Consider the following 25150-nt stretch of genomic DNA (forward strand, 5'->3'; position numbering starts at 1 on the left):
CTCGCCGTGATCGCCTGCGGAGACGGAGTGAGACCGCCCCGCTCCTAGAGCGGGGAGGCATCTGTCAGTGAAACAGGAAAACCCGACCGTGAGGAAGGGAATCCCCGGCCTTCAGGCCGGGGAGGATGTCAACTCGATGCCCACGACCTCGCCCGACGCGCGTTCGAGCACGGCGTCGACCTCGTTGTGGTCGCGGTCGCGATAGTGGAACATCGAGATCGGTTCCTCGGCCCAGGTGAGCTGGCGGGCGATTTCACCGAGGACGAAGTTCTCCAGCAGCGGACCGACCGGCGAGGTCGGATGCGACGCGCGTCGCGAGGTCATACCGGTCAGGTGTCCGGCGACACCCGAATCGACGAAAATCAGTTTGGGTGTCGCGACCGCGCGGGTCGTGAGGTTGCTGGACCAGGCGGGTATCCGGCGGATCACATAGACCAGTTCCAACGCCTCGATGTACCGGGCCACCGTGGACGCGGAGACGTTCAGGTCGTTGCTCAGGCGAGCCGGCACGACGAGCCCGCTGCTGTTGGCGGCCAGCGCCTGGACGAGCCGGCGCATCTCGGCCGTCCGTTGGATGTCGGCGATCTGGCGGACGTCGCGGGCGATCAGGTCCGAGATATAGGATTCGAAGAATCGCCCACGGCGCCTCGGGTCAGTGCGCCGGACAGCCTCCGGAAAGCCGCCTCGCAGCGCCCGCTCGATGTAGTCCTGGCGTCTCAGGCCTCCCGCATCCACGGAGATGTCGGAGGCGGAGAAAACCGCATCGACGAATCCGTCCGGTCCGCTGCCGATCTCTCCCTGGGCGAGCGGCCAGAGTTCGATCGTCTCGGAGCGGCCGGGGAGCGTGTCGGGAATTCCGCGTAGTCCCCACAGCCGGGCGGAGCCGGTCAGGAGAAACTGGCCTGGCCGCTGACTGCGGTCGACCTCACGCTTGATCGCAAGGAGCAACTCCGGCACCCGCTGGACCTCGTCGATCATTAACAGGCCGTCGTGATGGAGGAATCCGATCGGGTCCGCGGTGGCGGCGGCCCTTGTCGGTTCCTCGTCGAGATAGTAGGAGCGCGCGCCGTCGGCTCGCTCCACCGCGAGTTGGGCGAGGGTGCTCTTCCCGACCTGGCGCGCGCCGTTGAGCACGACGACGCGGGTGTCCGTCAGCGCGGTGGACACCAGCCTGGCGGCATGTCGGGGGAAGAGATCCAGGCTGAGCTGGCGAAGTTCCACGAACACCTCCGGCCGTGCCGCTAGCGTTGCTTTTCAAACGATCGATGAGCTGAAGTTTGGGCAGCTCAGAATATACTCATCCTTGATCGTATGACGGATCTGCCGTCATGATCGTGAGTCATCTGCCGTCATGATCGTGATGGATCCGCCGGGCGTCCAGCATAGGTTCAGGCACGGTCGAGGCGGCCGCTCGGTGGTGGCCGCGCGCTGATACCGCTCCTCGGCGGAGACGCACGCGGCGAACCGCCGGGTTTTACCGAAGATGCGCCAGGTGGCTGATATGTTACTTTCGACACCTCGATCCAGATCGCCGACGTTCCTGGTGCCCGCCGGCCCGCCGGCCGCCACCTCGGACGCCGGGCGCCCCGGCCCGGCGGCCCGGCGGCCCGGCCGAAGCCGGAGGCTGGCACGCGCGGCGGGCCCATCGTCGGCCTCGCTGAGGTGCTCGTCACGCGCCGGGCGCTCGCCGGCCGGTCGACGGTGCGTTACAAGCTGTTTCTGGCGGCCCTGCCTCTTCTCGCGGTCGGTATTCTGATCCTCGCGCTGGAATGGTTCTCCGGCCTTGGCCCCACCGTCCCGACGGCGTCGGGGCACGCTCACCAGCCGCCGATCCTCGGGCCGCTGACGACGCTGTTCGCGCTGCTGCTCACCCTCGCCGCCGGAAGTGGGCAGAAGGAAACATAGGCACGCTGGCCGATGTCGGTATCAGACGTCGCTGGCTGCTCTGGCCAGGTGCAGAGCCTGTGTCCAACCAGGACGTCTGGATCTCACTTGGCCGCCCGCTCCCCGCTCCCTGCTCCCCGTCGTGGGATGCCGGTGCGTCGATCGCGGGTGCCGGACCCATGCCCCGTGAGGCGGGGATGTGGCCCGGCCTCACGGTGACGGCCGAGCTGGTCGCCAACGGGGTCAGACGGCCGTGGGGTCAGACGGCGGCGGGTGCGCGGCGGGGGACGGGGCCGCCGAGGGTGGTGAGTTCGGCGAGCCAGAGGTCGGCGAGCTCACCGTGGCGCGGCACACTGGCGCTCGCCGTGAACCCCGCGCAGACCTGTGCGCCGAGGCCGAACAGCGCGACGGAGAGATGCTGCCGGCCGGCGAACAGGGGCGCCAGGCAGATCACCAGGCTGACCTGCCGGCCCGCGACCGTGTAGGGGCCGCGGGCCGTCCCGGCGTTGCTCGCCGTCAGCGCGACCTCCTTCACGCGCGTGCTGGCGGCGGCGGCCTGGGCCAGGAACCGGGGTGACGTGGTGCCCGGTGGCGGCCTGTCCAGCAGGCGCCGCCCGACCACCGCGACGCTGCCGCCCGCCTTGGCCCGGCGGGTGTACGCCGCCGTCTGGGCGACCCGCCGCAGCGGGTTGGGCTCCGCGCACGGCAACGGGACCCGAACCCCGAAGGTGAAGTTGGACATCAGCTCGCCCTCGCCCTGCTCGCGCAGCGCGATCGGCATCGAGACGTGGATGGGCCGCCCGCCGTTCGTCCACTCCGGCAGCGACCATGCCCGCAGCGCGCCGGCGAGCGCGGCGAGGAAGACGTCGTTGACGGTGACCCCGTGCCGGCGGGCGATGCCACGCAGAGTCTCGAGTTCGGTGACCGCCCAGGTGTGGCGGGCCTCGCCGCGTGGCGGGCCGCCCCAGGAGGCCAGCTGGCGCGTGCGGGGAATCCCACGCAGCGCCCCGGCGGCCATCCGGGCGTAGTCCCGTGCGTGCGGCGCGCGGAAGGTCGGCAGGGTGCGCAGCGACGGCTCGCGGTCGGGCCCGAACAGCAGGTGCAGGGCCTGACGCACGGCGCTGCCGTCCTGGTGGGTGTGGCTTAGCCAGTAGACGACGGCGACCCCGCCGGGGGTGTGCCCCCACAGCAGCCAGACGCGCCACAGTGGGCGGTGCTCGTCCAGGGGTCGCCGGGCGATTCGGCCCAGCGCCGCCCGCAGACCCTCGTCCCCACTGCCGGTGGGCAGCCGTTCCTCGACGACGTGGTAGTCGAGATCCAGGTCGTCGGCGCGACGCCAGACGGTCTCCTGGTCGCTCTCGGCCGAGCTCGGCCGGGACAGACGCTCGGTGAGCGCCGGTGCCTCGCGCAGCCGTTCGGCCACGTGCGCGCGCACGTCGGTGACGGTCAGCGTCGGGTCGTCGATGCACAGGACCAACCCGGTCTCCAGGAACTCGCCGGGATGGAGCCGGCTGAAGTGCAGGAAGGCTCGGTCTCCGATGGTCAGCGGCCTGGTCCGCGGACCAGGTAAGGCTGCCTCCGCGGAGTGGCGTGTCATGCCGAGTCCTTCCCATGTCCTGCGGGCCCGGACCTGCGTCGGCGACCGAGCCGACCCGAAATTTTGCCGCTTTCCGATCAAAATGCCTGAATTTATCGCCGCATGCTAGGTCTGCGTAGCCACCTGTCGCCACTGGCCCCGAGGGTAGCGGCGGGTCAGGCCGCAGGGGCGGTCGCCCGGATCGGCGGCGGAGAATCCCCACGATTTGTTGTCGCCATGTTACGGCAGTGCTGCCGGCTGTTGCGTCAGCCCGTCGGCGTGGTGTGGCATCAGGGAACATCGCAGGGACACCTGCCTGGTCCACCGCGTCTGGAGGAAATCGTCATGCCGACGACCGGTACGTCGATCACCGGGACATCCACCAGCGAGGTCGACAACGGCCACGGCGGCGGACCGGTCGGGTCCGCCCCGGCCGGTGCGAGCCCTGGCCTGCGGGAGTTCCTCGTCCACAAGCGCGCCGCCGTGCTGGCCCGCGAGGAGGCGATCGCCGCGGGCACCCTGCCGGGCCCGGCGGTGCTGCGGGCGCACTCCGTCGCGGGCGGGGTCGCGGGCGGGCGCAGCGGGGTCCGGCGGATCCGGATCCGGGACCACCAGATCCTCAGCGACTCGCCGCCGGACTTCGCCGGTGACGACCTCGGGCCCAGCTCACCCGAGCTGGTCCTCGGTGTGTTCGCCAGCTGCCTGACCCACGTCTTCGAGATCGTCGCCGCCCGCCTGGCGATTCCCCTCGACGAGATCAGGGTGGACGTCGAGGGCCAGATGGAGCCCCGGGCCGGCCGGCCGGGTTTCGAGAACACCCCCCGCGAGCCGCACGACATCACCTACCAGGCCAGCGTGACGTCCCCGGCGACAGGCGAGGAGATCGAGACCCTGTTCCGCGTCGTCGAGGAGGAATGCCCGCTGCTCGCGCTGTTCACCAGGCCGCAGACCATCGCCGGCTCGCTCGTGCACACCCAGAGCCGCTGACCGGGTGGGGAGCAGGGCATGAAGTTCCTGGCCATCACCCTGATCGTGCATGCGCCTGATCCGCGCACGGGCGTGCTCCCGTCGACGACGGCCCGGTTCCAGGAGGTGGTGGCGGGCGCGGTGCTGGCCGAGGAGCTGGGATTCGACGGCTTCGGAGTGGGGGAGCGGCACGAGCGGCCGTTCATCTCCTCGTCCCCGCCGGTGGTGCTCAGTCACATCGCCGCCCTTACGTCGAGGATCCGGTTGTTCACGGCGGTCACGACGCTCAGCCTGCTGGATCCGGTGCGGGCCTTCGAGGACTACGCCACCCTCGACCAGCTCTCCGGCGGCCGGTTGGAGCTGATCGTCGGCAAGGGCAACGGCGCGGCGCAGGCACAGCTGTTCCACGTGACGGCGGCGGATCAGTGGGACCGCAACCGCGAGTCCTACGAGCTGTTCCGCCGGCTGTGGCGGGAGGAGAAGGTCACCTGGTCCGGCCGGTTCCGGCCGCCGCTCGAGGAGGCGGAGGCCTGGCCGCGGCCGCTGCAGCCGGAGATCCGGATCTGGCATGGCAGCGCGACCAGCGAGGCGTCGGTGGATCTCGCGGCCCGCTACGGCGACCCGTTGTTCTCGGCGAACGTGACCAACCCGGTCGAGCCGTACGCGGCGCTGGTGCGGTACTACCGGGAGCGCTGGGTGGCCTACGGGCACGACCCGGCGGACATCCTCGTCGGCGCGGGAAGCGCCGGGTACTACGGCGCGCCCCGCTCCCAGGACGCGGTCGCCCGCTACCGGCCGATCTTCGAGGCGCGGCTGGCGGCCTTGCGCCGGATGGGGCAGGAACCGGTCTTCCCGACCCTCGAGGACGCGCTCGAGCGCAGCTCGATCCTGGTCGGCAGCCCCCAGCAGATCATCGAGAAGGTGCACTGGTACCACGAGCGCCTCGGCCACGAGGTGATGCACCTGCACGCCGACGCGGACGGTCTCACCGCCGCCGAGCATCGCGAGACGATGGAGCTCTTCCAGAGCGCGATCGCGCCCGTGCTGCGCCGGGAGATCCCGAGCCGGCCCCTGCCCGCCCCACCGACCCTGCCCGCCGACGCTCGTCTCGCCGGCGCTCGTCTCGCCGACGTCCATTCCGCCGACGTCCGTCCCGCCGACGCCGGATGACTGCGGCGCAGTACCTCTGGTACATCCCGAACGAGGTCCAGGCCGGGCACCGTGGCGACGACGAGGTGGCCGGCCACAACAGCCTGGAGGCGCTGACCCGGCAGGCCGTCGCGGTCGAGCGGCATGGCTGGCGCGGTGCGCTGCTCGGCGCCGGCTGGGGCCGGCCGGACACCTTCACCGTGGCCACCGCTCTGGCGATGCGCACGACCAGCTTCGAGCCGCTGATCGCCATCCGTCCCGGTTACTGGCGCCCGGCGCACTTCGCCGCCGCCGCGGCCACCCTCGACCAGCTCACCGGTGGTCGGGTCCGGGTGAACATCGTCTCGGGTCAGGACGACCTCGCGGCCTACGGCGACCACGAGGCGGGCCAGGCCCAGCGCTATGCCCGCACCGCCGAGTTCATGCGGCTGGTCCGCCGGTTGTGGACCGACGAGTCGGTCACTCTCAGCGGCGAGTACTTCCAGGTGACCGGCTCGACCGTCGCCTCCCGGGTCCAGGCCCGCGCGGGCCGTCCCCATCCGACGCTCTACTTCGGCGGAGCGTCGGAGGCCGCCCAGCGGGTGGCGGCCACGCAGGCGGACGTCCAGCTGTTCTGGGGTGAGCCGCTCGCCGGTATCGCCGAACGCATCGCGCGGCTGCGAACGCTGAGCGCCGAACTGGGCCGGGAACACCCGCCGCTGGAGTTCGGGCTGCGGATCACCACGCTGGTGCGGGACACCACCGCACAGGCCTGGGCCGACGCCGAGGCCAAGGTCGCCGACCTGGCCGCGCGTCAGGGTGACCACGCGGGGCACCCCGGACGCCACGATCCCGCCCACGCGGTGGGCCAGCAGCGGCTGGTCGACCTCGCCCACCGCGGCGAGGTTCTGGACGACAACCTCTACACCGCGCCGGGCCGGGTTGGCGGCGAGGGCGCCGGCACCACCTGGCTGGTCGGCTCGCCCGCGGACGTCGCGAACTCCCTGCGCCGGTACGCGGACCTCGGCATCACCCACTTCGTCCTGTCCGACACTCCCTACCTTCGGGAGGTCGAGCGCCAGGGCACCCAGCTTCTCCCGCTGCTCAGAAACACCAGAGTGACCCGGAGAAAGGTCTGATTCCCGGTTGGATGAGGGTCGCTTTCCCGGTCGGGTGAGGGCCGCTCAGATCCGCAGCACGGTGACGGGTCGGCCGCTGGGGCTGGTGGCGCTCGTAAAGCCCAGGTCCGTGCCCACCCGTTTGTGTTCGGCAGGGCGCTGGTCGAAGATCACCAGATATCCGGTGGGGAGCCCGAGACGCAGCAGGTAGCCGTCGAGCTGGGCGAGACCGGCGGGCGCCGGGTCGGCGTCGCCGGGGCGGTGGGTCTTCACCTCCAGCGCCTCGCGCTGCACGGCCGGTCCGCCGTCCGGTCCGGTGTGGTTCCAGCGGATCAGCAGGTCGAGGGCGCCCCGGCCGACGCCGTACTCGCGGTCCACGAAACCGCTGCCGTTCACCGCGCGGTCGAGGTAGCCCAACAGTGTGATGTGCGGGGTGACCTCACGGTAGGGCTGGTCGGCGGTCAGGAGGTCCTCGGTTCGGTGCCAGAACTCCGTGAAGCGGGAAAGCAGTCCCACCAGATCGAGCCGCCCGTCCGGCAGGACGAACGAACGTGGTTGCGGCGCGCCGTTGACGCCCTCGAACAGGCCGTCGGCGAGGACCCGGGTGATGACGTTGCGGTAGATCGGGTTGGCGATCTCCACGGTGGACGTGGTGCGGCGGACCAGCCCGAGGTCGGCGGTGTATGCCAGGTCGTCGGAAAACGGGTCGAACCTGACCTGTGTACCGGCGAGCACGGGCTCGATGACCCGTCGGACCCGAGCGTCTCGCAGCCGGTCGACCAGCGAATCGATGTGCGTCTCCCGCGCGACGACAATGCGTTCCGTGGCCTCGTCGACATGATCGACAGTGATCGTTGTGGGCGGCGCGACCTTCATCCGGTCAACGATTTCGTGGGCGAGGGCATTGACGAGCCATGGCTGGCCCATTGTCGAGGCGAACGCGTACTCGACGGATTGGGGAGTGAAGTGCTGGCCGGTATCGGCAGTGTGCTGACCGTAGAGGCTCCGCACTTCGTCGAGAGTGAAGTCGTTCAGCCGCAGCGACGTGACCTTGATATTGAACGGGCTCGGCGACGTCAGTCTGGCCGGATTGCTGTCCGAGGCGATGCGGTATTCGCGTACGTCCCGCAGCCCACACAGTGCGATGGACGAGGGGAAACCGTGCGGACGGTCTCGGTAGCCGTCGCGCAGCTGGCCGAGAACGCTCAGTAGGGTCCGCCCGGCGAGCGCGTCGATTTCGTCCAGGAACAGCACGAGGGGCCTTGGGCAGGCCTCGGCCCAGACCGCGAACGCCTCGGAAAGGAGCCCCTCGTCCCAGGCGTCGGGCCAGGGCGGCGGGCGCAGGTCGGGCGGAAGGGCGGTGCGCGCGGTACGGCGCGCGCGGGTGAGGATCGCCCGGGTGGCCGCGCCGACGTCCTCCGGCCAGGGCCGGCCGGCCTCCATCGACAGCACGACCGCCGCATGGCGGCCGCCTGCGGTCAGCTCGGCGGCAAGGGCCTGGATCGTCGTCGTCTTGCCGGTCTGGCGAGGAGCGTGCAGCACGAAGTACTTCCCGTCCTGGACCAGGCCAGGTACCTCGGGAAGCCGGCCGGACGCGGGGACCATGTAGTGGCTGATCACGTCGCAGGGTCCGGTCGTGTTGAAGGAGCGGGTCATCGGCCACCACCTCCCCGGGAGCGCACGGCTGATCGCCACTCTACGGACCTCCGATCCGCGACCTGCGGAGCTCCGACCGCGGGTTGGGGTTCGCGCGCGATCGGGCTGCGGCGGGTGTGTTCGTCGTGGTCCGCGGGTCCCCGCCCCCCGCCCCCCGCAGTCCATGATCGCTACGCTGGCCGCGGATCGCCGGGCAAGATCCGCCTACACAGGTCGTTGTGGGGGGCAAATCGGACACGAACACCCCCGTTACGACCTGCTTGGATCTTGACCCTGGTATTGCCGTCACGAGGGGTGACTGTGGTGGGGGAGGGGGCTGCTGGCGCAAGGGGCAGGGGTGGGTGGCGCGACGGTGGGGAGGGGAGGCTGCGTGGGGTCGGGGGGAACCGGCCGGCGGAGTTCTCGGTCGGGGCGCCGGGTTGCCGCGAGTGGCGGATGAGCTCAGGCCGCGTTGAGGATGGCGGCGGCGACGCGGTCGGGGTGGTCGAGGGGGAGGAACGTGCGGCCGCCCGCGACGGTGTCGAAGGTCGCGTCGGTGAAGGCCGCGGCCAGCCGGCGGCCGAGGTCGACGCGGAAGAAGCGGTCCGCGTCGCCCCACAGGATGTGGATCGGCTTCTCGGTCTTCGGGAGGCGGGTCGAGACGTCGAGCAACCCGGCTGGGTCGATGCCGCGAGCGAGTTTCGCCGCGTCGCGGCGGATGTCCGCCTGTGCCAGCGGCGTGACCCACGCGCGGGTCAGTTCGGGGTCGAAGGGGCCGCTGGCCAGCGGGCCGAAGCCGAGCGGGCTGTGCCGCAGCCGCGTCGAACGCAGCCCGGGTACGAGCGCGGCGACCAGCGCCGGGTGGCGGAACGCGCGGACGAGCAGGGTGAACGGGAACGGCGGGAACGTGTCGAACCCGTCGCAGTTGGTCAACACCACCCGGCCGACGCGGGACGGGCCCGCGCCTTCGGGGTCGTCGGGGTCGTCGAGGTCAAGGACGAACTGGATGATCGCGCCGCCGGTGTCGTTGCCGACCAGCGTGACGTCCCGCAGGTCAAGCGCCGCGAGGAAATCGAGTACCAGCCGGGCGACTCCGCGCGGGGTGAGGTCGGCGTCGGGCCGCATCGGCGTGGGGTGGGAGCCGAGCGGCAGGGTCGGCGCGTAGCTGCGCAGGCCCTGCTCGGCGAGCAGGGCAGCCACGGCGGACCACAGTTGGCCGTCGACGAGCAGCCCGTGCAGGAACACCACCGGCGGCCGGCCGGAGTCGCGCGGCCCGGCCACTCGGTAGGAGATCGGACCATGCGGCAGGTCGAGGACATCGACGGGCGGGGAGGGCGTCGAGATAGCCATGCAAAAAACATACGGACAGACTGTATGTAAAGCAATCGGTGTCCGGACGGAGCAGAATCGGGGCGTGCCCGCATCGCCCAACCCCGACCAGTCCTCGGGCGTCGATCAGACATCGGCCTCGGACCGGACATTGGCTACGGACCGGACATTGTCCGAGGACCGGGCGTCAGCCTCGGACCGGGCGCAGGATCCGGAGCCGAAGCCACCGCGGCGGCGGCAGGCGGACCGGTCCGCGGCCACGCGGACGGCGCTGGTCGCGGCGGGGCGGCGGCTGTTCGCCGAGCAGGGCTTCGCCGCGGTCGCCACCGAGGCGCTCGTGGCGTCGGCCGGGGTGAGCCGCGGGGCGCTTTACCACCAGTTCGTCGACAAGACCGCGCTGTTCGCCGCGGTCGTGGAGGCGGTCGAGGCGGATGTGGCGGCCCGCATCGCCGCCGAGGTGGCCGCCGCAGGCTCCACCGATCCGGTCGTGGCGCTGCGCCAGGCCGCCCGGATCTGGCTGCGGATCTGCGTCGAGCCGGAGGTGCACCGCGTGGTTCTGCTGGACGGGCCGTCCGTGCTGGGCTGGGCCGAGTGGCGCGAGCTGTGCCAGCGCCACGTCTTCGGCATGGTCCGCGACGTGCTGACCTGGGGGATGGACACCGGGCGCATCCGGACGCAGCCGGTCGGCCCACTCGCCCACCTGCTCATGGGCGCCAGCGACGAGGCCGCCCTTTACATCGCCCGCGCCGAGGACCCTGACACCGCCCGCACCGAGATGACGGCCGCCCTCGAACATCTCCTCGACGGCCTCACCCAGGCCTGACCTGAGATCCGTCGCCACCGCCCGCCGGATCTCAGGTCAGGCGCGGCTGGCGGCTGCGCGTTACCGGGCCGCAGGAGGGTGAAACCGGCGTGTAGGGCTGGTGATACCAGCGATCCCTAACGTTTCGTCCTGTTCGGCCCGGCGGTCATGATGATCGACCGGCCGGCATCCCCGTCCGTATCCATGGAAGGAACAGTTTGACCACCATGCCCGCGGTCCAGGCCAGCGGCCTGGTCAAGAAGTTCGGCGAGCTGCGCGCCGTCGACCAGATCGACCTCGAGGTACGCACCGGTGAGGTCTTCGGCGTGCTCGGCCCCAACGGCGCCGGCAAGACGACGACGCTCAAGATGTTGGCCACGCTGCTGTCGATCGACAGCGGACGGGCCGAGATCTTCGGCGTCGACGTGGCCGCCGAGCCCCACCGGGTCCGCCAGCTCATCGGCGTGACCGGCCAGTACGCCTCGGTGGACGAGGATCTCACCGGCGCCGAGAACCTCTGGCTGTTCGGCCGGATCCAGGGACTGAGCTCCAAGGCCGCCCGCGCCACCGCCAGCCGGCTGCTGGAGCAGTTCGGCCTCACCGAGGCCGCCGAGCGGCGGATCTCCGAGTTCTCCGGCGGAATGCGCCGCCGCCTCGACCTCGCCGCCTCCCTCATCAACCGCCCACCACTGATCTTCCTGGACGAGCCGACGACCGGCCTGGACCCGCGTACCCGCGGCCAGATGTGGAACACCATCCGGGAACTGGTCGACGATGGCTGCACCGTCCTGCTCACCACGCAGTACCTGGACGAGGCCGACCAGCTCGCCGACCGGGTCTGCGTCATCGACCAGGGCCGCAAGGTCGCCGAGGGCACGCCGGACGCGCTGAAGTCCCAGGTGGGCGACTCGACCCTGCAGCTCGAACTCGCCCCCGGCGCGGACCAGGCGCTCGCCCGCGCGGTGATCGTGCGGGTCCTCGGCGAGGAGCCGGTCGCCACGCCTGAGTCGGGACGGCTCAACGTTGCGCTCGCCGTCGCCGACCGGGCCGCCGACGTGCTCATCGCGCTGCGCGAGGCCGCCGTCAGCATCGTCTCGGTCAGCGTCGCCAAGCCCACCCTGGACGAGGTCTTCTTCGCCCTCACCGGCCACGGCACCGCCGACGGACCGGCCGCGACCGTCCCCGGCCAGTCCACCAGCAGCCTCGACGGCACCAGCGGCCTCGACGGCTCTGCCAGCTTCGACGGCTCTGCCAGCTTCGACGACTCTGCCACGGAGGTGGCCCGATGAGCACCGTCCTCGCCGAACCGTCCCTCGTCCGCCCGAAGCCGGCCCCGCCGGTCGACCCGGCCGCCGCCGTGGCCCGCGCCAAGTCCCGCGTAGGGTTGCGTGAGACCGTCACCCAGACCCTCGCGATGGCCTGGCGGGCGCTGAAGAAGATGCGCCGCAACCCGGAGCAGTTCTTCGACGTGGCGTTCCAGCCGCTGCTGTTCACGGCCATGTTCGCCTACGTCTTCGGCGGCGCGATCTCCGGCGACGTGCACAGCTACCTGCCGCTGCTGATCCCCGGCATCGTCGCCCAGACGGTGCTCACCACCTGCATGGCCACCGGCACGCAGCTGCGCGAGGACATGGACAAGGGGGTCTTCGACCGGTTCCGCTCGCTGCCGATGTCCCGGGTCGCGCCGCTGGCCGGTCCGATGGTCGCCGACCTCGTCCGCTATCTGATCGCGGCGACCCTGACCTACGCGATGGGCCTGATCCTCGGCTACCGGCCCGGCGGCGGGGTGCTCGGCGTGCTCGGCGCGATCGTGCTCGCGGTCATCACCGGCTGGTCGATCGCCTGGGCGTTCACCTGGATCGGCACGATCGCCCGCAGCGCCCGCAGCGTCCAGGGGATCTCGATGATGATCCTGTTCCCGCTGACGTTCCTGTCCAACGCGTTCGTCCCGGCGAAGACGCTGCCGGGCTGGCTGGAGACCTTCACCAAGGTCAACCCGGTGTCACATCTGGTCTCCGCCACCCGGGATCTGGCCAACAACGGCGTGCTCACCGCGCAGGTCGGCTGGACGCTGCTCACCGGCCTCGTCGTGATCGTCATCTTCCTGCCGCTGTCGGTCCTCACCTACCGTCGCAGCCTCTAGGTCATGATCGTCCGATGGAAGGTCGGCGGCGCCCTCGGGTTGCCTGGCGGCCAGCCGTTCGACGAGGACACGGGCCGTCTCGAACGGCCGCGCCCCATCGGCCTGGGCCACGCCCAGCGCGCCGGGCAGCAGCCGTTCGGCGAGGGCCTCCACCCGTGACCACGACATCGACGGGATCATCGTCCCGTACGAGAACCGGCTGGCCAGGGCGACGAGCTCCACGGCCTCCCGCGGCGTCGGCGCGGGAGGCCGGCCGTCGCCGCGGCGCAGGCCCCAGGCGCCGAGCGCGTACAGCAGCCCGCCATAGACCGGATAGTCGGCCGTGTCCGAGCCGAGGCGCAGGGCGGTGACGCCGCGGGCCAGCGCACGACGGAACAGGCCACGGCCCATCGCGAGATCCTCGGCGCCGTCGGCATGCCAGGTGAACGCGGACAGGCTCACCGCATCGGCGACCACCGCCCAGGGTTCGGCACCGGTCGGTTCGACGCCGGGCAGCCGCATCCGTCGCATCCGCCGCGCCGCTCCCAGATGCTGGCGCAGGCCGTCGGCGACCTCCCCACGGGCGATCGCGAGCTCCGCCCGGCCGATCTCCGCCATGATCGCGCCGCCGTTCGGCGAGTCGTCGGGCAGACCGACCCGGGCTAGGTAGCCGTCGGCCGCGTCGAGCCGGCCGTCGTTGATGGCGTCGATCGCGAGCAGGACGTACATCTGCGCCACATCGTCGCGGGCACCGAGGCGCTCCAGGACGGGCAGGGCGGCCTGGGCGTGCGAACGGCCGGCGGCCAGATCGCCGAGCTGCATCGACAACTCGGCGAGCCGGGTGCGCAACAGCGCCGACACCCAGGGGCCGTCCTGCGCGGTGGCGAGGGCCAGGGCCGCCGTGGCCGCCGCGGCCGCCGCCCGCGGGGCGCCGGAGTTCTCCCGCCGGTGCGCGATCCAGACCAGGCAGGTCAGCCGGGTAGGCCGATCGGCGTCCCGGGCCAGCCGTGCGAGCTCCGCCTCGGCGTCCGCGGACCGCGCCGGGTCGAGCGCGAGCAGAACCCGTGCCGAACCCGGCAGCGCCGAGCCCGCCAACGCCGGATCGGCGTCAGCCTCGCGACCCAGCCGCGCCAGCAGGGCGCGCGCCGCGGCCGGGAACCTGCCATCCCCGATGAACAGGGCGGTGCGCGCCACCACGACCACGGCCGACAGCGCCGGCGAGACCAGCCGCGGCGGTGGCGTCCAGCTCGTCAGCAGCGCGGTGACCGCGTCGAGCAGCGCCATCATCCGCAGGTGCTCGCCGCGGATCTCCCAGAACGTGCCAAGAACCGCGATCAGCCAGACGACCGTCTCGCCGTCTCCTTCGACGAGGGCGACCCGCAGCTCGTCGGCGAGGTTCGTCTCCTCGGCCGCGACCGCGTCGATCGCCGTGAACTGCCGTTCGGTGACGAGGTCCGGGCCGTGGCGGCTGGCGTGGCCGATCGCCCAGGCCCGCAGTGCCTGCCGGGCCCGCGGCTGCTCGCCGGCCTCGGCGAGGCGCAGTCGGCCGAACTCGCGGACGGTCTCCAGCATCCGGTAGCGGATCCCGCCGGCCGTTTCGCGCACACTCAGCAGCGACTGGTCGACCAGGTCCTGCACCGTGTCGACCGGGCTCACCGCGTCGACCGTGCCGGTGGCCTCTCCTCGGACCTCGGTGCCGCCCAGACCCTCCGCGCTACCCAGGACCTCCTCGGCCGCGTCGAGGGTGAAGCCGTCGGAGAACAGCGCGAGCCGGCGCAGCGCACGACGTTCGGGTTCGCCGAGCAGGTTCCAGGACCAGTCGATCACCGCGAGCAGGGTGCGGTGGCGGTCCGGGGCGGAACGGTCACCGCCGCGCAGCAACGTGAACCGGTCGGCGAGTCGCCGGTCGATGTCCTGCACCGACATCGCCCGCACCCGGGCGGCCGCGAGCTCGATCGCGAGCGGCAGCCCGTCGAGCCGGTCGACGATGCGGCCGACGACCTCGCGGTCGAGCCGGACGCTGGGCCGGGCCGCCGCGGCGCGCTGGCCGAACAGCTCGATCGCGTCGCCGCGGGCCAGCTCCGCGAGCAGGTAGACCCGCTCGGCGCCGATGGCCAGCGGGGCCCGGCTGGTGGTGAGGACCCGCAGGTCGGCGACGGTCGCGACGAGGAAGGCGACGAGCTCGGCGACCGCGGCGAGCAGATGCTCGCAGTTGTCCAGCAGGAGCAGGGTCGGGCCCCGCGAGAGCCGCGCCGCGATCCGTGTGCGCAGGTCGGCGCGCTGCGCGGGGGTGAGCACCCGGCGTTCACCGATCGAGTCGCGTACCCCGAGCGCGGAGCCGATCTCGCCCAGCAGGTCCTCGGGCGCGTTGATGCCGACCAGGCCGACCACGTGCACTATGGGCAGCTCGCTGTCGCGGGCGAGCAGGTTCGCCAGCCTGGTCTTGCCCAGTCCCCCCGGCCCGACGATCGACACGACCCGTGAGCGGACCAACAGCGCCTTGAGCTGGTCGATGTCGTGCTGACGGCCGAGCAGGGGAGTGGCGTCATGGCGGATCCCGGCGCGCTCGGGCCGGTCGAGAGCGAGCAGATCACGCTGCACCCTGGTGAGCGCCGGTCCGGGGCTGGTCCCCAGGCGTTCGCGCAGGTCGCGACGGTAGTGCTCGAAGCGCTCCAGGGCCGCGGCGGGCCCGCGCGCCGCCGCCTCGCTGCGCAGCAGGTCGGCGAGCAGATCCGCGTCCTCGGGATGCTCGGCGTGGGCCGCGCTCAGCATCGGGAAGGCCTCGGCATGCTGGCCGGTGCGGCTGAGCGCCCGGGCGAGCAGCAGCCGCGCGGTCGCGAGGTCGTGCCCAGCCGCCCGGCGCCGGTCGGCCAGCGGCCCCCGCTCATCGGCCGGAAGCCGGCCGTCACGCGCAACCCTGCCGTCCGGCGATGGCGGTGCCGGCGGCAGTGAGTCGGCGAGCGCCAGCGCCTCGCGGGTCCGCCTGGCGGCGGTGGAAGGATCGGCCAGCAGGAGCCGGCCGGACTCGGCGACCAGGGTGGCGAGCAGCGCACTGTCGACCTGGTCGGGCGCGAGGTTGAGCCGGTAGCCCTCACTGTCGTGCAGGACCGCATCGGCCCCGCAGGCCGTCCTGGTGCGGGAGACGACCACCTGCAGGCCCTTGGCGGCGTTGGCCGGTGGGGTGCCCCGCCAGATCAGTTCGACCAGCCGCTCGGCCCGCACCGGCCGCCCAGGCTCCGCCGCGAGTGCCGCGAGCAGGGCCCTCGGCCGATCACCGACCACTGGGGTGCCCTCCCAGCTCACCCCGTCCAGCAGAGTGAGACGGACGGCCACCCTGATCAGTCTAGGGCCGCCCCCCTGATCCGGCCGCCAGCCGGCTGGGAGCAGCGGGTGACCCGCTGTCAGGCTCCGTACGAGAGGCTTCGGCACGCCGCGGACCTTTATCGCGCGGACTGACGGCACGCGACGACCCTGACACCAGTGCCGCAGACCTCTGTGTCGGCCATCCATACATCAGCGGGAGCATGCCGAGGACCGCTGCGCTACGCTCCGTTTGGCCGGATCGGCCGCTGTCCGGTCCGGGCGTGCCTGCGTCTTCAGTGGACAGCGCGTGAGAAGCCGCGTGGCGCCGGGGCGAAGGAGATCCGATGGCGGACAGGACGGCGGATTCCCGCCCGGGTGCCTTAGCGGCCGCCACGGGCTGGGCGGACATCACGGCGCGGTGGATGACCGAGGCGCTGGCCGAGCACCATCCCGACGCGGAGATAAGCCGGGTCGACCTCGCCATGCGAGACGACGGCACGAATCGGCGGGCCCGGTTCGACCTCACCTACGCGGCCGGCTCCGGACCGGGCACCGTTTTCCTCAAACGCGCCGAGCGTGCCCATGCCGCGGTCAATCTGCGCAACGGCACGCTGTTCATCGAACCGGACCTGTTCGCCTCGCGGGTGCCGCTCCCCGTCGACCATCCGCTCATGTACAGGGTGGTCATTGACCGGCCGGCACTGGATTTCACCCTGGTCATGGAGGACGTGACCCGTCGCGGCGCCGACCCGCGGGATTCCACCCGTCCGATGACCGCCGACCAGGTCGCGCACGGGCTGCGCGGCCTGGCCCGGCTGCACAGCCGGTACTGGGGATTCTCCGCGACCACGCATCCGGAACTCGCCTGGATGCAGACCTGGGAGCCGACCGACGGTTTCTCCTCCGGCCTGCGGACGTTCGTCCCCCGCGGCCTCGAACGTGGCGTGAACGTGCTGCCCGCGCGGGTGGCCGCCCACAGCGGTGACGAGGTCGTCGACCTGTGGGCGCGGTACGTCGGCACGCTTGGCCGTGACCCGGTGACGCTGCTGCACGGCGACGCCCACATCGGCAACACCTATGTGCTGCCGGGCGACCAGGTCGGCTTCCTGGACTGGCAGGTCGCGCACCGGGGAGGCTGGTGCCAGGACGTCGGCTACTTCCTCGTCGGCGCGCTCACCGTCGAGGACCGGCGTCAGCATGAGCGTGCCCTGATCGCCGAGTACCGGGACGCGCTCGACCTTCCCGAACAGGCCCGGCCGTCGATCGACCTGGCCTGGCTGCGCTACCGGGCGTCGGCCGCCTACGGCCTCGCGATCTGGCTGTCGACGCTGGGCACCGACGGCTGGCAGCGGCACGAGATCTCCCTGGCCCTCACCGAACGCTATGCCGCCGCCTTCGCCGATCTGGACACGCCCGCGGCGCTGGTCGGGCTTTCCGCCTGACGGCCGTCGCCGATGGTGCCGGTTCCCGCCGGTGCCAACCTGACCGGTGCTACTGCCGCCGCCGATGTGTCGTCACGGTGTTTCCGCGTCGGTCCGGTGAGGTCAACGGGGAGCGAGTTCGCGGTCGACGGGCAGCGCGGTGCCGTTCCGGCCGCGGGCGGTGAGCAGGTCATCCAGGTTGTCGCTGGCCCAGGCACGGGCGGCATCGATCAGTTGCAGCAGGGAACGGCCAAGACCGGTCAGGCGGTACTCGACCCGCGGCGGGTTCTCGTCGAACAGGTGGCGGGTCACCATGCCGTCGCGTTCCATCGCGCGCAGCGTGTCGGTGAGGACCTTCGCGCTCACCGGCGTGAGGATCTGCCTGAGCTCGGTGAACCGCCGCGGGCGGGTCTCGAGGCTCAGGACGATCATCGCGGTCCATTTCTCGCCGATCCGCAGCGGGAAGGCGCTCATCGGACAGGCCGGGTCGAACGTCGGGCTGTCAGCAACATGATCCACCACGCCACGGTAACCGACCCTTTCCGCCAGTCGCCGCCAGTCGCCGCCGTCTCCGCGGCCAGCGCCGCCGGCGCGGCCAGCGCCGGTCACGTTGCGGTAACCGGCGTGGGGTCGCCTACCTTGTCGCGCCATGGAGAACATCGATACGGAACGTACGGTCAGCGCTCCCCTGAGGGTCGCGGTGCTCGGCGCCGGGGGCCGGGTGGGGCGGGCCGTCAGCCGGGAGTTCGTCGCCCGTGGCCATGCGGTGCTCGGCGTCGTGCGGGACGAGCGGCGGCACGCCGGGCTGCGTGAGCTCGGTCTCGATCTCGCCGAGGCCGACGTCACCCGTGGCGCCGACCTGGTCGGTGTCCTGGGGACCGCCGACGTCGTCGTCCTCGCCGTCACGCCGTTCACCGCGCCGCCGCCCACGTTCGACGGGTTCGACGAGGCGTACTACGAACACGTCGTACGGGCCGTGGCGGGAGCCACGCGGCCCGAGCCGCCGGTCCGGCTGCTCACGATCGGGCTGTTCGCCACCCTGCCGCTCACCGCCGGTGCCCGGGTGATGGACGACGCCGACCTGTTCCCGCCGCCGCTGCTGCCCTTCGCCCGCGCGCACGACCGGGTGCTGCCCGCGCTGCGCCGCCACGGCGGGGCGCTTGACTGGCTGATCGTCACGCCGCCCGCGGGCCTGGGGCCTGAGGCGGCCGCGGACGGGCGGGGTCCCGTTCTCGCGCGGCCGCCGGTCGGGCGGGACCAGGCCACCGGCGCGCTCGGCCATGACCAGTTCGCCCGGGCCGTCGCGGACCAGGCCGAGAACCCGACCTTCCACCGGGCACAGGTGGCCGTCGTGCCGGCGTCGGCGTCGGCGTCGGCGTCGCCGGTGCGCTCCCCCGACCCGGGTGGACCGGGCGCGTGACGGTGAACCGGGGTCGGCCACGCGGGTAGGCGCGGGAGGCGGCTCCTGTGTGTTCCAGAGAGTTCGGGTCGTGCGGATGTGCTGGCGGGGGTGTGCCCAGTCGGGTCCCTCGCGGAGATGGGCGTGTCCAGGCCGGTCAGGACTGACAGGGAACTAAAAGGTTGGCGGGATAGGCAGGAGCGCAGGACGAAGGGCAGGCGGATCAGGCAGTCGGCGAGGGGAGCGTGGATGACGCGGCAGGGGAACGACCGGCTCGGCGGGCCACGCGGCGCGGAGCAGGGCAGGTCCGGGCCGCAGGGACCGGTGCCGGCCGAGGCCCCGCGCGGTGCGGTCGACGGGGGAGCGGTCGGCACCCTGGTGGCCACGCGGGACGTGTCACGCCAGACCGGGGAGCGTCCGACTCCCGGCGACTCACCTCCGGACCGGGCCTCTCGCCCGCCGCGGGCCGTGCGTCCTGCTGAGGCGTCCCGGCGGCGATGGGCATCCGAACGGCCGCAGGCGTCCCGAGGGCGGTGGCCGTCCCGCCTGCCGTGGGTGTCGCGGAGGGACCGCGGCGGCACCTCCCCGGCGTGGTCGCCCGCTGGGCTGCGCCAGGCCAGGCGCGGCATGGTCAGGCGGATCCCCTATCCGCGGGGACTCTCCCCACGGGGCCGGTTCCCGCGCGGTGGCCGAGCCATGGGCGCCGGTGCCGGGCGCGCCGGTGCCGGGCGGGGCCGGTCCGCGCGGGGCGACGTTGCGGGCCCGGACGCGCGGCGCGGGGGGCGCAACCCGGCGTTGGACGGCGTCCGGGGGCTCGCGGTGCTGGCCGTGCTGGTGTTCCACATGGACTCGCTGCGCGGCGGACATCTCGGGGTCGACGTGTTCTTCGTGCTCAGTGGATTCCTGATCACCGGGCAGCTGCTCGCCGAGTGGGACCGCAGCGGGCGGGTGTCGTTCGCCCGGTTCTACCTGCGGCGCGTCTACCGGCTGCTGCCCGCGTTCCTGCTGCTGGTCCTCGTCGGCGCCACGTCGGTCGTCCTGCTGGGCCTCGGCGCGGACGGCGCGGGAGGCGCGGACGGCGCGCGCTCCGAGTTCCTGCGCAGCCTCGCGGCGTCGATGCTGTACGTGAACAACTACCTTCAGGTGACCCACCAGAGCACGGGTGCCGGCTGGCTCGGGCACACCTGGTCGCTGTCCCTGGAGGAACAGTTCTACCTGCTCTGGCCGCTGCTGCTGGTCGTGCTGTGCCGGTGGGGGCGCCTTGCCCGGCGGCTGCCGGCGGTCCTGCTCGCCGGAGCGGTCGCCGTGCTGCTCTGGCGTGACCTGCTGATCGCGCATGGCGCGTCGGGCCGGCGGATGTACTTCGCCCTCGACACCCGCGCGGATGCCCTGCTGGTCGGCTGTGCGCTGGCCGCCTGGCTGCGGGTGGCGCGGACCGGCGCGGCCGGTGAGGACGCCGGGAGTCTTGCCTGGCGGCGTCGGCTTGACCGGGTCAGGTCCGCGCTGCCGGTTCTCGGCCCGCTGGCGCTCGCCCTGCTGACGGTGGGGGCACTGACGGTGCCGGCCGACTGGGGGCCGAATCCGAGCTGGCTGTCGCACGGCGGCTACACCGCCGTCGCGCTCGTCGCCGGGCTCCTCGTGCTCGCCCTCGAACTCGGCGCCACCTCCAGCTGGTTGTTCCGGGGCTTGGCCGTCGCCCCGCTGGCCTGGCTCGGCCGGATCTCCTACGGGCTGTACCTGTGGCACTTCCCGGTCGTCGCCTACTGGGGCACTGATCTTTCCGGCGCGCTCGGCCGATGGCTGGCGATCGTGGTCGTCGCCCTGATCTCCGTGGCACTGGCGACGGCCTCCTACTACCTGCTGGAACTGCCCATCCAGCGCCGCCGTCCAGGAACGGCCCGCCGCCAGCCGTCCCCGGTACCGGTACCGGTACCGGTCCACATCGGACGGCGGGACGTGGCGGAAAAATGGGGTGCTGCGGCGGGGAGGGTTGGATAGCGTCCGCGGCATGTACACGCTGGCGGGTCGGCGTCGCAATCAGCCGCCTCCGCCGTGGGTGGTCTGGGAGGCGTTGGTGGCGCCGAACCGGGATCCCCGGCGCCCGTGGCTCCAGTTGCGTGCGGACGAGACCGCGCCCCGGGTGCTTACGGCCACGAGACCCGTCCTGGTGGTCTGGTCGACGCTGTGGCCGGCGCATCCGGACGACCGGATTCGTTTCGACCTCACCCCGACGGGCCAGGAGACCACCCTCGCCTGGGCTCTGCTGTCACCGGTGGAGCGGGATGCGGAGGAGGTCGCCCCGCGGCGCAGGCGGATCAACGAGCTCATCAACGCCCGGCTGCGCTACACGTTCGGCCAGTAGCCCGCCGGGCCGCGGATGCGGACTTCGCGCACCCGGCCGACCTCGCCATATGCTTAGGTATACCTCACTTGTACGGTTTCCGGCGGGCCGGGAGGCCGGTGGCTCGGTGAGGGGTGATCGAGTGCAGTCATGGGTCGGTCCGGGCCGGCGCCCGGCTCGCGGGTGGCGATGATGGTGGAGGATCTCGCCGCGCTGCGGCGGCCGGTGCGTACGCGGATCACCGTCGCCGCCGGCCTGCAGGCGCTGGCCGCGGTCCTGGCGGTGACGCCGGCGGTCGTGCTCGTGGAGATCGGCCGGCGGCTGCTCGACGGCTCGGTGCGTTCGGTGTGGGGGCTCGCCTGGCTCGCCGTCGGCCTGTTGTTCGCCCGCTTCGTGCTGTACGCGGCGGCCAGCCTGCTCAGTCATCTGGCGGACGCCGACCTCGCCTACCTGCTGCGCCGCCGGCTGACCGGGCAGCTGGGCGGGCTGCCGCTGAGCTGGTTCGCGGGCGGGGTCTCGGGCCAGGTGCGCTCGGTGGTGCAGGACGACGTCGCGACGTTGCACCACGCGATCGCCCACGCCCGCGCCGACCTCGCCGCGGCGGTGGCCGGGCCCGCGGTGGTCGTCGGCTACCTGCTCTGGGTCGACTGGCCGCTGGCCCTGGTCACGATCGCGCTGGTCGCGCTCGCCCAGAGCATCCGGATGCGCCTGACGGTCCGGGCGGCCGACCAGACCCAGCGGATGGCCGCGGCGAGTACCGAGCTCACCGCGGCGGTGCTGGAGACGGTGCGGGGCATCGCCGAGCTGAAGGCCTTCGCCCGGCACGGGCGGGCGCCGCGGTTCACCGCCGCCGCCGCCGAGTACGTCGACGCCGACGAGCAGGCACAGCGGATCTTCCTGCGGCCCCGCGGCGTCGCCCGCGCCACCGTCTCCCCGGCCACCGTGGTCTTCGTGACCACCGCGCTCGGGGTCGCGCTCGTCGGCGCCGGCTGGTCCGACCCGGTCGACCTGGTCGCCTTCGCGCTGCTCGGGGTGGGCCTGTTCGAGCAGCTCACCCCGATCTACCTGGCCCAGGACCTGCGCGACTCCGCCCGGGATGCGGCCGGTCGGATCGTGAAGCTGTTGGGTGAACCGCCGCAGAGCGCCGTCGAACCGGGCCTGGCCCGCCGGCCCGGCACGCCGCTGACCGTCGAACTCGACGATGTCCGGTTCAGCTACACGGACGGCCATCCGGTCCTCGCCGGGGTGAGCGCGACGCTGGCGCCCGGGACGGTGACGGCGCTGGTCGGGCCGTCGGGTGCCGGCAAGTCGACGCTGGCGATGCTGGTGGCGCGGTTTGCCGACGTCACCGGGGGCGCCATCCGCCTCGGTGCGGTCGACCTGCGCGAGATCGACCGCGACGAGCTCTACCGGCACGTCGGATTCCTGCTGCAGGACTCCGTCCTGCTCGCCCGCTCGATCCGGGACAACATCGCGCTCGCCGTGCCGGCGGCGAGCGACGAGGCGGTGCACGCCGCCGCCCGCGCCGCCGCGATCGACGAGCGCATCCGCGCGCTGCCTCGTGGCTACGACTCGGTCGTCGGCGAGGACGCGCACCTGTCCGGTGGGGAGGCGCAGCGGGTCGCGATCGCCCGCACGCTGCTCGCCGACACCCCCGTCATCCTGCTCGACGAGGCCACCGCGTTCGCCGATCCCGACTCCGAGGCCGCGATCCAGGACGCGCTGGCCGAGCTCGCCGTCGGCCGTACCCTGCTCGTCATCGCCCACCGGCTCTACACGATCACCGATGCCGACCAGATCCTCGTCCTCGACGAGGGCCGGCTCGTCGAGCGGGGACGCCACCTGGACCTGCTCGCCGCCGGCGGGCGGTATGCCGCGCTCTGGGCCGCCCAGCAGGACGGCGACCCGGCGACCACGCGCACCGACCCGGCCGTCACCGCTGAGGCCGCCGATGCCGCTGTCACCGCTGTCACCGCTGTCACCGACGTCGATGGTGTGGGGGGTCGGCGATGAGGGGGCCGCTGCACGGACTCGTACCGACCACGCAGCGCGCGCCGCTCGTCCGTTATCTGACGGCGATCAGCGGCTACGCGGTCAGTGAGGGCGTGGCGTTCGGGGTGTTGGCGCCACTACTGACGGCGCTGCTGCGCGGGCACACCGCCACCGCCGCCCGCTGGGTGATCCCGCTGGCCGCGGCTGCGGTCGTCGGCTGGTGGGCCCATTACTACCTGGGCTCGCGGTCGCTGCGGCTGTCGACCGCCTGGCGACGCGACCTGTACACCCGCATCGGCGACACGCTGCTCACCCTGCCACTGGGCTGGTACGACGCACCCGGCGCCCGCGCGGTCCCGCAGCTGGTCACCGCCGACGTGGCCCGGGTGGCCAGCACCGTCTTCCTCGCCCAGGCGCTGCTCGGGGCGATCCTGACCCCGGCCACCGTCGCGGTGTTCCTGTTCGCCTGCGACTGGCGGATCGGCCTCGCGTCGCTCGCGGCGATCCCGGTGGTGCTGCTCGCGCTCACGCTCGGGCGACGCCTGTCCGCTCGGGCCGAGGCCGCCGAGCACGCGGCGACGACCGAGGCCGGTGCCCGGCTGGTCGAGTTCGCCGGCGCCCAGCCGACGCTGCGCGCCGCCGGGCAGAGCGCGGCCGGGCGGGCGGAGCTTGACCGGGCCCTGGCCACCCAGCACCGCACGGCACGTCGCCAGGTCATCGCCTCGCTGCCCGGTGAGTACCTGGGGGAGCTCGGCCTGCAGCTCGCCTTCACCGCGCTGCTGTTCACCGGCGTCGCCCTGGCCACCCACGACCAGCTCGGCCCGGCCCGGATGATCGCCCTCGTCGTCCTCGGCATCAGTATGCTGCGCCCCCTGGACGCCCTCGTCGGACTCGGCGCGGCCCTGCGCGGTATCCAGTCGTCGGCCGCCCGCATCGAAGGGCTGCTCACGGTCGCCCCGCTGCCCGAACCCTCCCCGCACCCGGGCGGCACCGGACTGGCCGACGGCCGCCTCGCCGGCGTCGGCACTGGGCTTGGGCTCGGTGATGTCGGGTCTGGGCTCGCTGATGTCGGCGCTGGGCTCGGTGATGTCGGCAGGGAAGCCGCTGGCATCGGCGTCGAGCTCGAGGACGTCCGCTTCGCCTATCCGGACGGCCCGGAGATTCTGCGCGGGCTGAGCCTGTCGATCCCGGCCGGGCGTACCACCGCACTGGTCGGTGCCTCCGGCAGCGGCAAGACCACCGTCACCAGGCTGATCGCCCGCTTCCACGACGTCGGCGCGGGCACGGTGCGCGTCGGCGGGGTCGACGTCCGGGACCTCGCGAGCGGCGAGCTGCTGCGCCACCTCGCGTTCGTCTTCCAGGACGTCTACCTGTTCGACGGAACCGTCGAGGACAACATCCGGTTCGGCAATCCGGATGCCACCGATGAGCAGGTCCGCGAGGCTGCCCGGCGCGCCCGGGTCGATGCCGTCGTCGCCCGGCTGCCGGATGGCTGGGCCAGCCGGGTCGGGGAAGGCGGCCGGCTGCTGTCCGGCGGTGAACGCCAGCGCGTCGCCATCGCCCGCGCCCTGTGCCGCGACGCGCCGATCGTGCTGCTCGACGAGGCCACCGCCTCGCTCGACCCGGAGAACGAGGCGGCCGTGCACGCGGCGCTGGCGGAACTCGCCACGGCACGCACGGTCCTCGTCATCGCGCACCGCCTGAACACCGTCGTGCGCGCCGATCAGATCGCCGTGCTGGCCGACGGGCGGGTCGTCGAACGCGGGTCGCACGCCGAGCTGCTCGCCCGCGACGGCCACTACGCCGCGTTCTGGCGTGACCGCGACCGAGCCGCGGGCTGGCGCCTGGCCAGCGCTGCTCGCCCGGATCGCGCTGATCGTCCAGCTCGCGCGGGTGGTTAGGGTTTCTCTCGCGGATCATGATGGTCCATCACAGCAGACCGGCCGGTTTTCGTCCGATTCTCGCCCAGTCCCCCTCGCTGCCGTGCGTGGCGACGGATCGGCCCTGGAAAACCTCCGTGTCGCTTCTACAGGGTTACGAAGGGGCAAATCGGACGCATGGCCCGGTAGAAGCGACATCCCCGCGCACCAGCAGCGCCACCGCTCCCGAAAACCATCACGGACAGTGAGATTCG

At 72.5% G+C, this 25150-nt stretch carries 18 protein-coding genes and 1 pseudogene; 13 read left to right on the forward strand and 6 right to left on the reverse strand.

What is annotated here, in order from left to right:
- Positions 1-111: 111 nt before the first annotated feature.
- Positions 112-1221 (reverse strand): ATP-binding protein, encoded by a 1110-nt coding sequence (locus tag MXD95_RS20650; RefSeq protein ID WP_250642330.1) that lies wholly within the window; start codon positions 1219-1221, stop codon positions 112-114.
- Positions 1222-1662: 441 nt separating this feature from the next.
- Between MXD95_RS20650 and MXD95_RS20655 the strand changes: the two genes are divergently transcribed.
- A complete protein-coding gene (locus MXD95_RS20655) occupies positions 1663-1905 on the forward strand; it encodes a hypothetical protein (RefSeq protein ID WP_250642331.1) in 243 nt (80 codons plus the stop codon).
- 238 nt (positions 1906-2143) lie between these two features.
- On the opposite strand, the gene MXD95_RS20660 is transcribed toward MXD95_RS20655, so the two are convergent.
- Positions 2144-3481: a wax ester/triacylglycerol synthase domain-containing protein gene (locus MXD95_RS20660; protein ID WP_250642332.1), complete on the reverse strand. Its 1338-nt coding sequence runs from the start codon at positions 3479-3481 to the stop codon at positions 2144-2146.
- Between the two features lie 324 nt (positions 3482-3805).
- Between MXD95_RS20660 and MXD95_RS20665 the strand changes: the two genes are divergently transcribed.
- From MXD95_RS20665 to MXD95_RS20675, 3 genes are read left to right on the forward strand one after another with little or no spacing between them, the layout of a single operon-like run.
- The gene (locus tag MXD95_RS20665; protein ID WP_250642333.1) at positions 3806-4447 is read left to right on the forward strand and encodes an OsmC family protein; all 642 of its coding nucleotides are present in this window, start codon (positions 3806-3808) and stop codon (positions 4445-4447) included.
- Positions 4448-4465: 18 nt separating this feature from the next.
- On the forward strand, positions 4466-5596 hold the full coding sequence (locus MXD95_RS20670) for an LLM class flavin-dependent oxidoreductase (RefSeq protein WP_250642334.1): 1131 nt from the start codon (positions 4466-4468) through the stop codon (positions 5594-5596).
- The gene (locus MXD95_RS20675) at positions 5593-6693 is read left to right on the forward strand and encodes an LLM class flavin-dependent oxidoreductase (RefSeq protein WP_250642335.1); all 1101 of its coding nucleotides are present in this window, start codon (positions 5593-5595) and stop codon (positions 6691-6693) included. Before MXD95_RS20670 ends, MXD95_RS20675 begins: the two co-directional genes overlap by 4 nt.
- Before the next feature lie 45 nt (positions 6694-6738).
- Here MXD95_RS20675 and MXD95_RS20680 read toward each other — a convergent pair whose 3' ends face one another.
- Together MXD95_RS20680 and MXD95_RS20685 are read right to left on the reverse strand one after the other, a co-directional pair.
- Positions 6739-8328: an AAA family ATPase gene (locus tag MXD95_RS20680; RefSeq protein WP_250642336.1), complete on the reverse strand. Its 1590-nt coding sequence runs from the start codon at positions 8326-8328 to the stop codon at positions 6739-6741.
- A gap of 441 nt (positions 8329-8769) precedes the next feature.
- Positions 8770-9657, reverse strand: a complete 888-nt coding sequence (locus tag MXD95_RS20685) for an alpha/beta fold hydrolase (protein ID WP_250642337.1) — start codon at positions 9655-9657, stop codon at positions 8770-8772.
- 64 nt (positions 9658-9721) lie between these two features.
- Here MXD95_RS20685 and MXD95_RS20690 point away from each other — a divergent pair, with 64 nt between their 5' ends.
- From MXD95_RS20690 to MXD95_RS20700, 3 genes are all read left to right on the forward strand, one after another.
- The gene (locus MXD95_RS20690; protein ID WP_250642338.1) at positions 9722-10459 is read left to right on the forward strand and encodes a TetR/AcrR family transcriptional regulator; all 738 of its coding nucleotides are present in this window, start codon (positions 9722-9724) and stop codon (positions 10457-10459) included.
- Between the two features lie 197 nt (positions 10460-10656).
- Complete coding sequence (locus MXD95_RS20695) at positions 10657-11727, forward strand: efflux ABC transporter ATPase subunit, DrrA-related (protein ID WP_250642339.1); 1071 nt, start codon at positions 10657-10659, stop codon at positions 11725-11727.
- Entirely contained in the window at positions 11724-12581 is an 858-nt protein-coding gene (locus MXD95_RS20700) for an ABC transporter permease (protein WP_250642340.1), read from the forward strand. The genes MXD95_RS20695 and MXD95_RS20700 overlap by 4 nt, the downstream gene beginning before the upstream one ends.
- 2157 nt (positions 12582-14738) lie before the next feature.
- Here MXD95_RS20700 and MXD95_RS20705 read toward each other — a convergent pair.
- Positions 14739-16070, reverse strand: a pseudogene (locus MXD95_RS20705) (BTAD domain-containing putative transcriptional regulator); the annotation flags it as partial.
- Positions 16071-16207: 137 nt separating this feature from the next.
- Between MXD95_RS20705 and MXD95_RS20710 the strand changes: the two are divergent.
- Positions 16208-17305, forward strand: coding sequence for a protein kinase family protein (locus tag MXD95_RS20710; RefSeq protein WP_250642341.1), 1098 nt, complete (start codon positions 16208-16210; stop codon positions 17303-17305).
- A 102-nt stretch (positions 17306-17407) separates the two neighbouring features.
- Here MXD95_RS20710 and MXD95_RS20715 read toward each other — a convergent pair whose 3' ends face one another.
- Positions 17408-17803, reverse strand: a complete 396-nt coding sequence (locus tag MXD95_RS20715) for a winged helix-turn-helix transcriptional regulator (protein WP_250642342.1) — start codon at positions 17801-17803, stop codon at positions 17408-17410.
- 130 nt (positions 17804-17933) lie between these two features.
- Here MXD95_RS20715 and MXD95_RS20720 point away from each other — a divergent pair, with 130 nt between their 5' ends.
- The 5 genes from MXD95_RS20720 (at position 17934) to MXD95_RS20740 (ending at position 24917) form a co-directional block, all read left to right on the forward strand.
- The gene (locus MXD95_RS20720; RefSeq protein ID WP_250642343.1) at positions 17934-18704 is read left to right on the forward strand and encodes an NAD(P)-dependent oxidoreductase; all 771 of its coding nucleotides are present in this window, start codon (positions 17934-17936) and stop codon (positions 18702-18704) included.
- A gap of 675 nt (positions 18705-19379) precedes the next feature.
- Positions 19380-20681: an acyltransferase family protein gene (locus MXD95_RS20725; RefSeq protein ID WP_250642344.1), complete on the forward strand. Its 1302-nt coding sequence runs from the start codon at positions 19380-19382 to the stop codon at positions 20679-20681.
- A gap of 10 nt (positions 20682-20691) precedes the next feature.
- Entirely contained in the window at positions 20692-21045 is a 354-nt protein-coding gene (locus tag MXD95_RS20730; RefSeq protein WP_250642345.1) for a hypothetical protein, read from the forward strand.
- Positions 21046-21174: 129 nt separating this feature from the next.
- A complete protein-coding gene (locus tag MXD95_RS20735; RefSeq protein WP_250642346.1) occupies positions 21175-23037 on the forward strand; it encodes an ABC transporter ATP-binding protein in 1863 nt (620 codons plus the stop codon).
- Positions 23034-24917 (forward strand): ABC transporter ATP-binding protein, encoded by a 1884-nt coding sequence (locus tag MXD95_RS20740; protein WP_250642347.1) that lies wholly within the window; start codon positions 23034-23036, stop codon positions 24915-24917. The genes MXD95_RS20735 and MXD95_RS20740 overlap by 4 nt, the downstream gene beginning before the upstream one ends.
- The last annotated feature ends 233 nt before the right edge of the window (positions 24918-25150 follow it).

Origin of the sequence: Frankia sp. AiPa1 (assembly GCF_023243075.1) — a bacterium.
GTDB lineage: Bacteria > Actinomycetota > Actinomycetes > Frankiales > Frankiaceae > Frankia.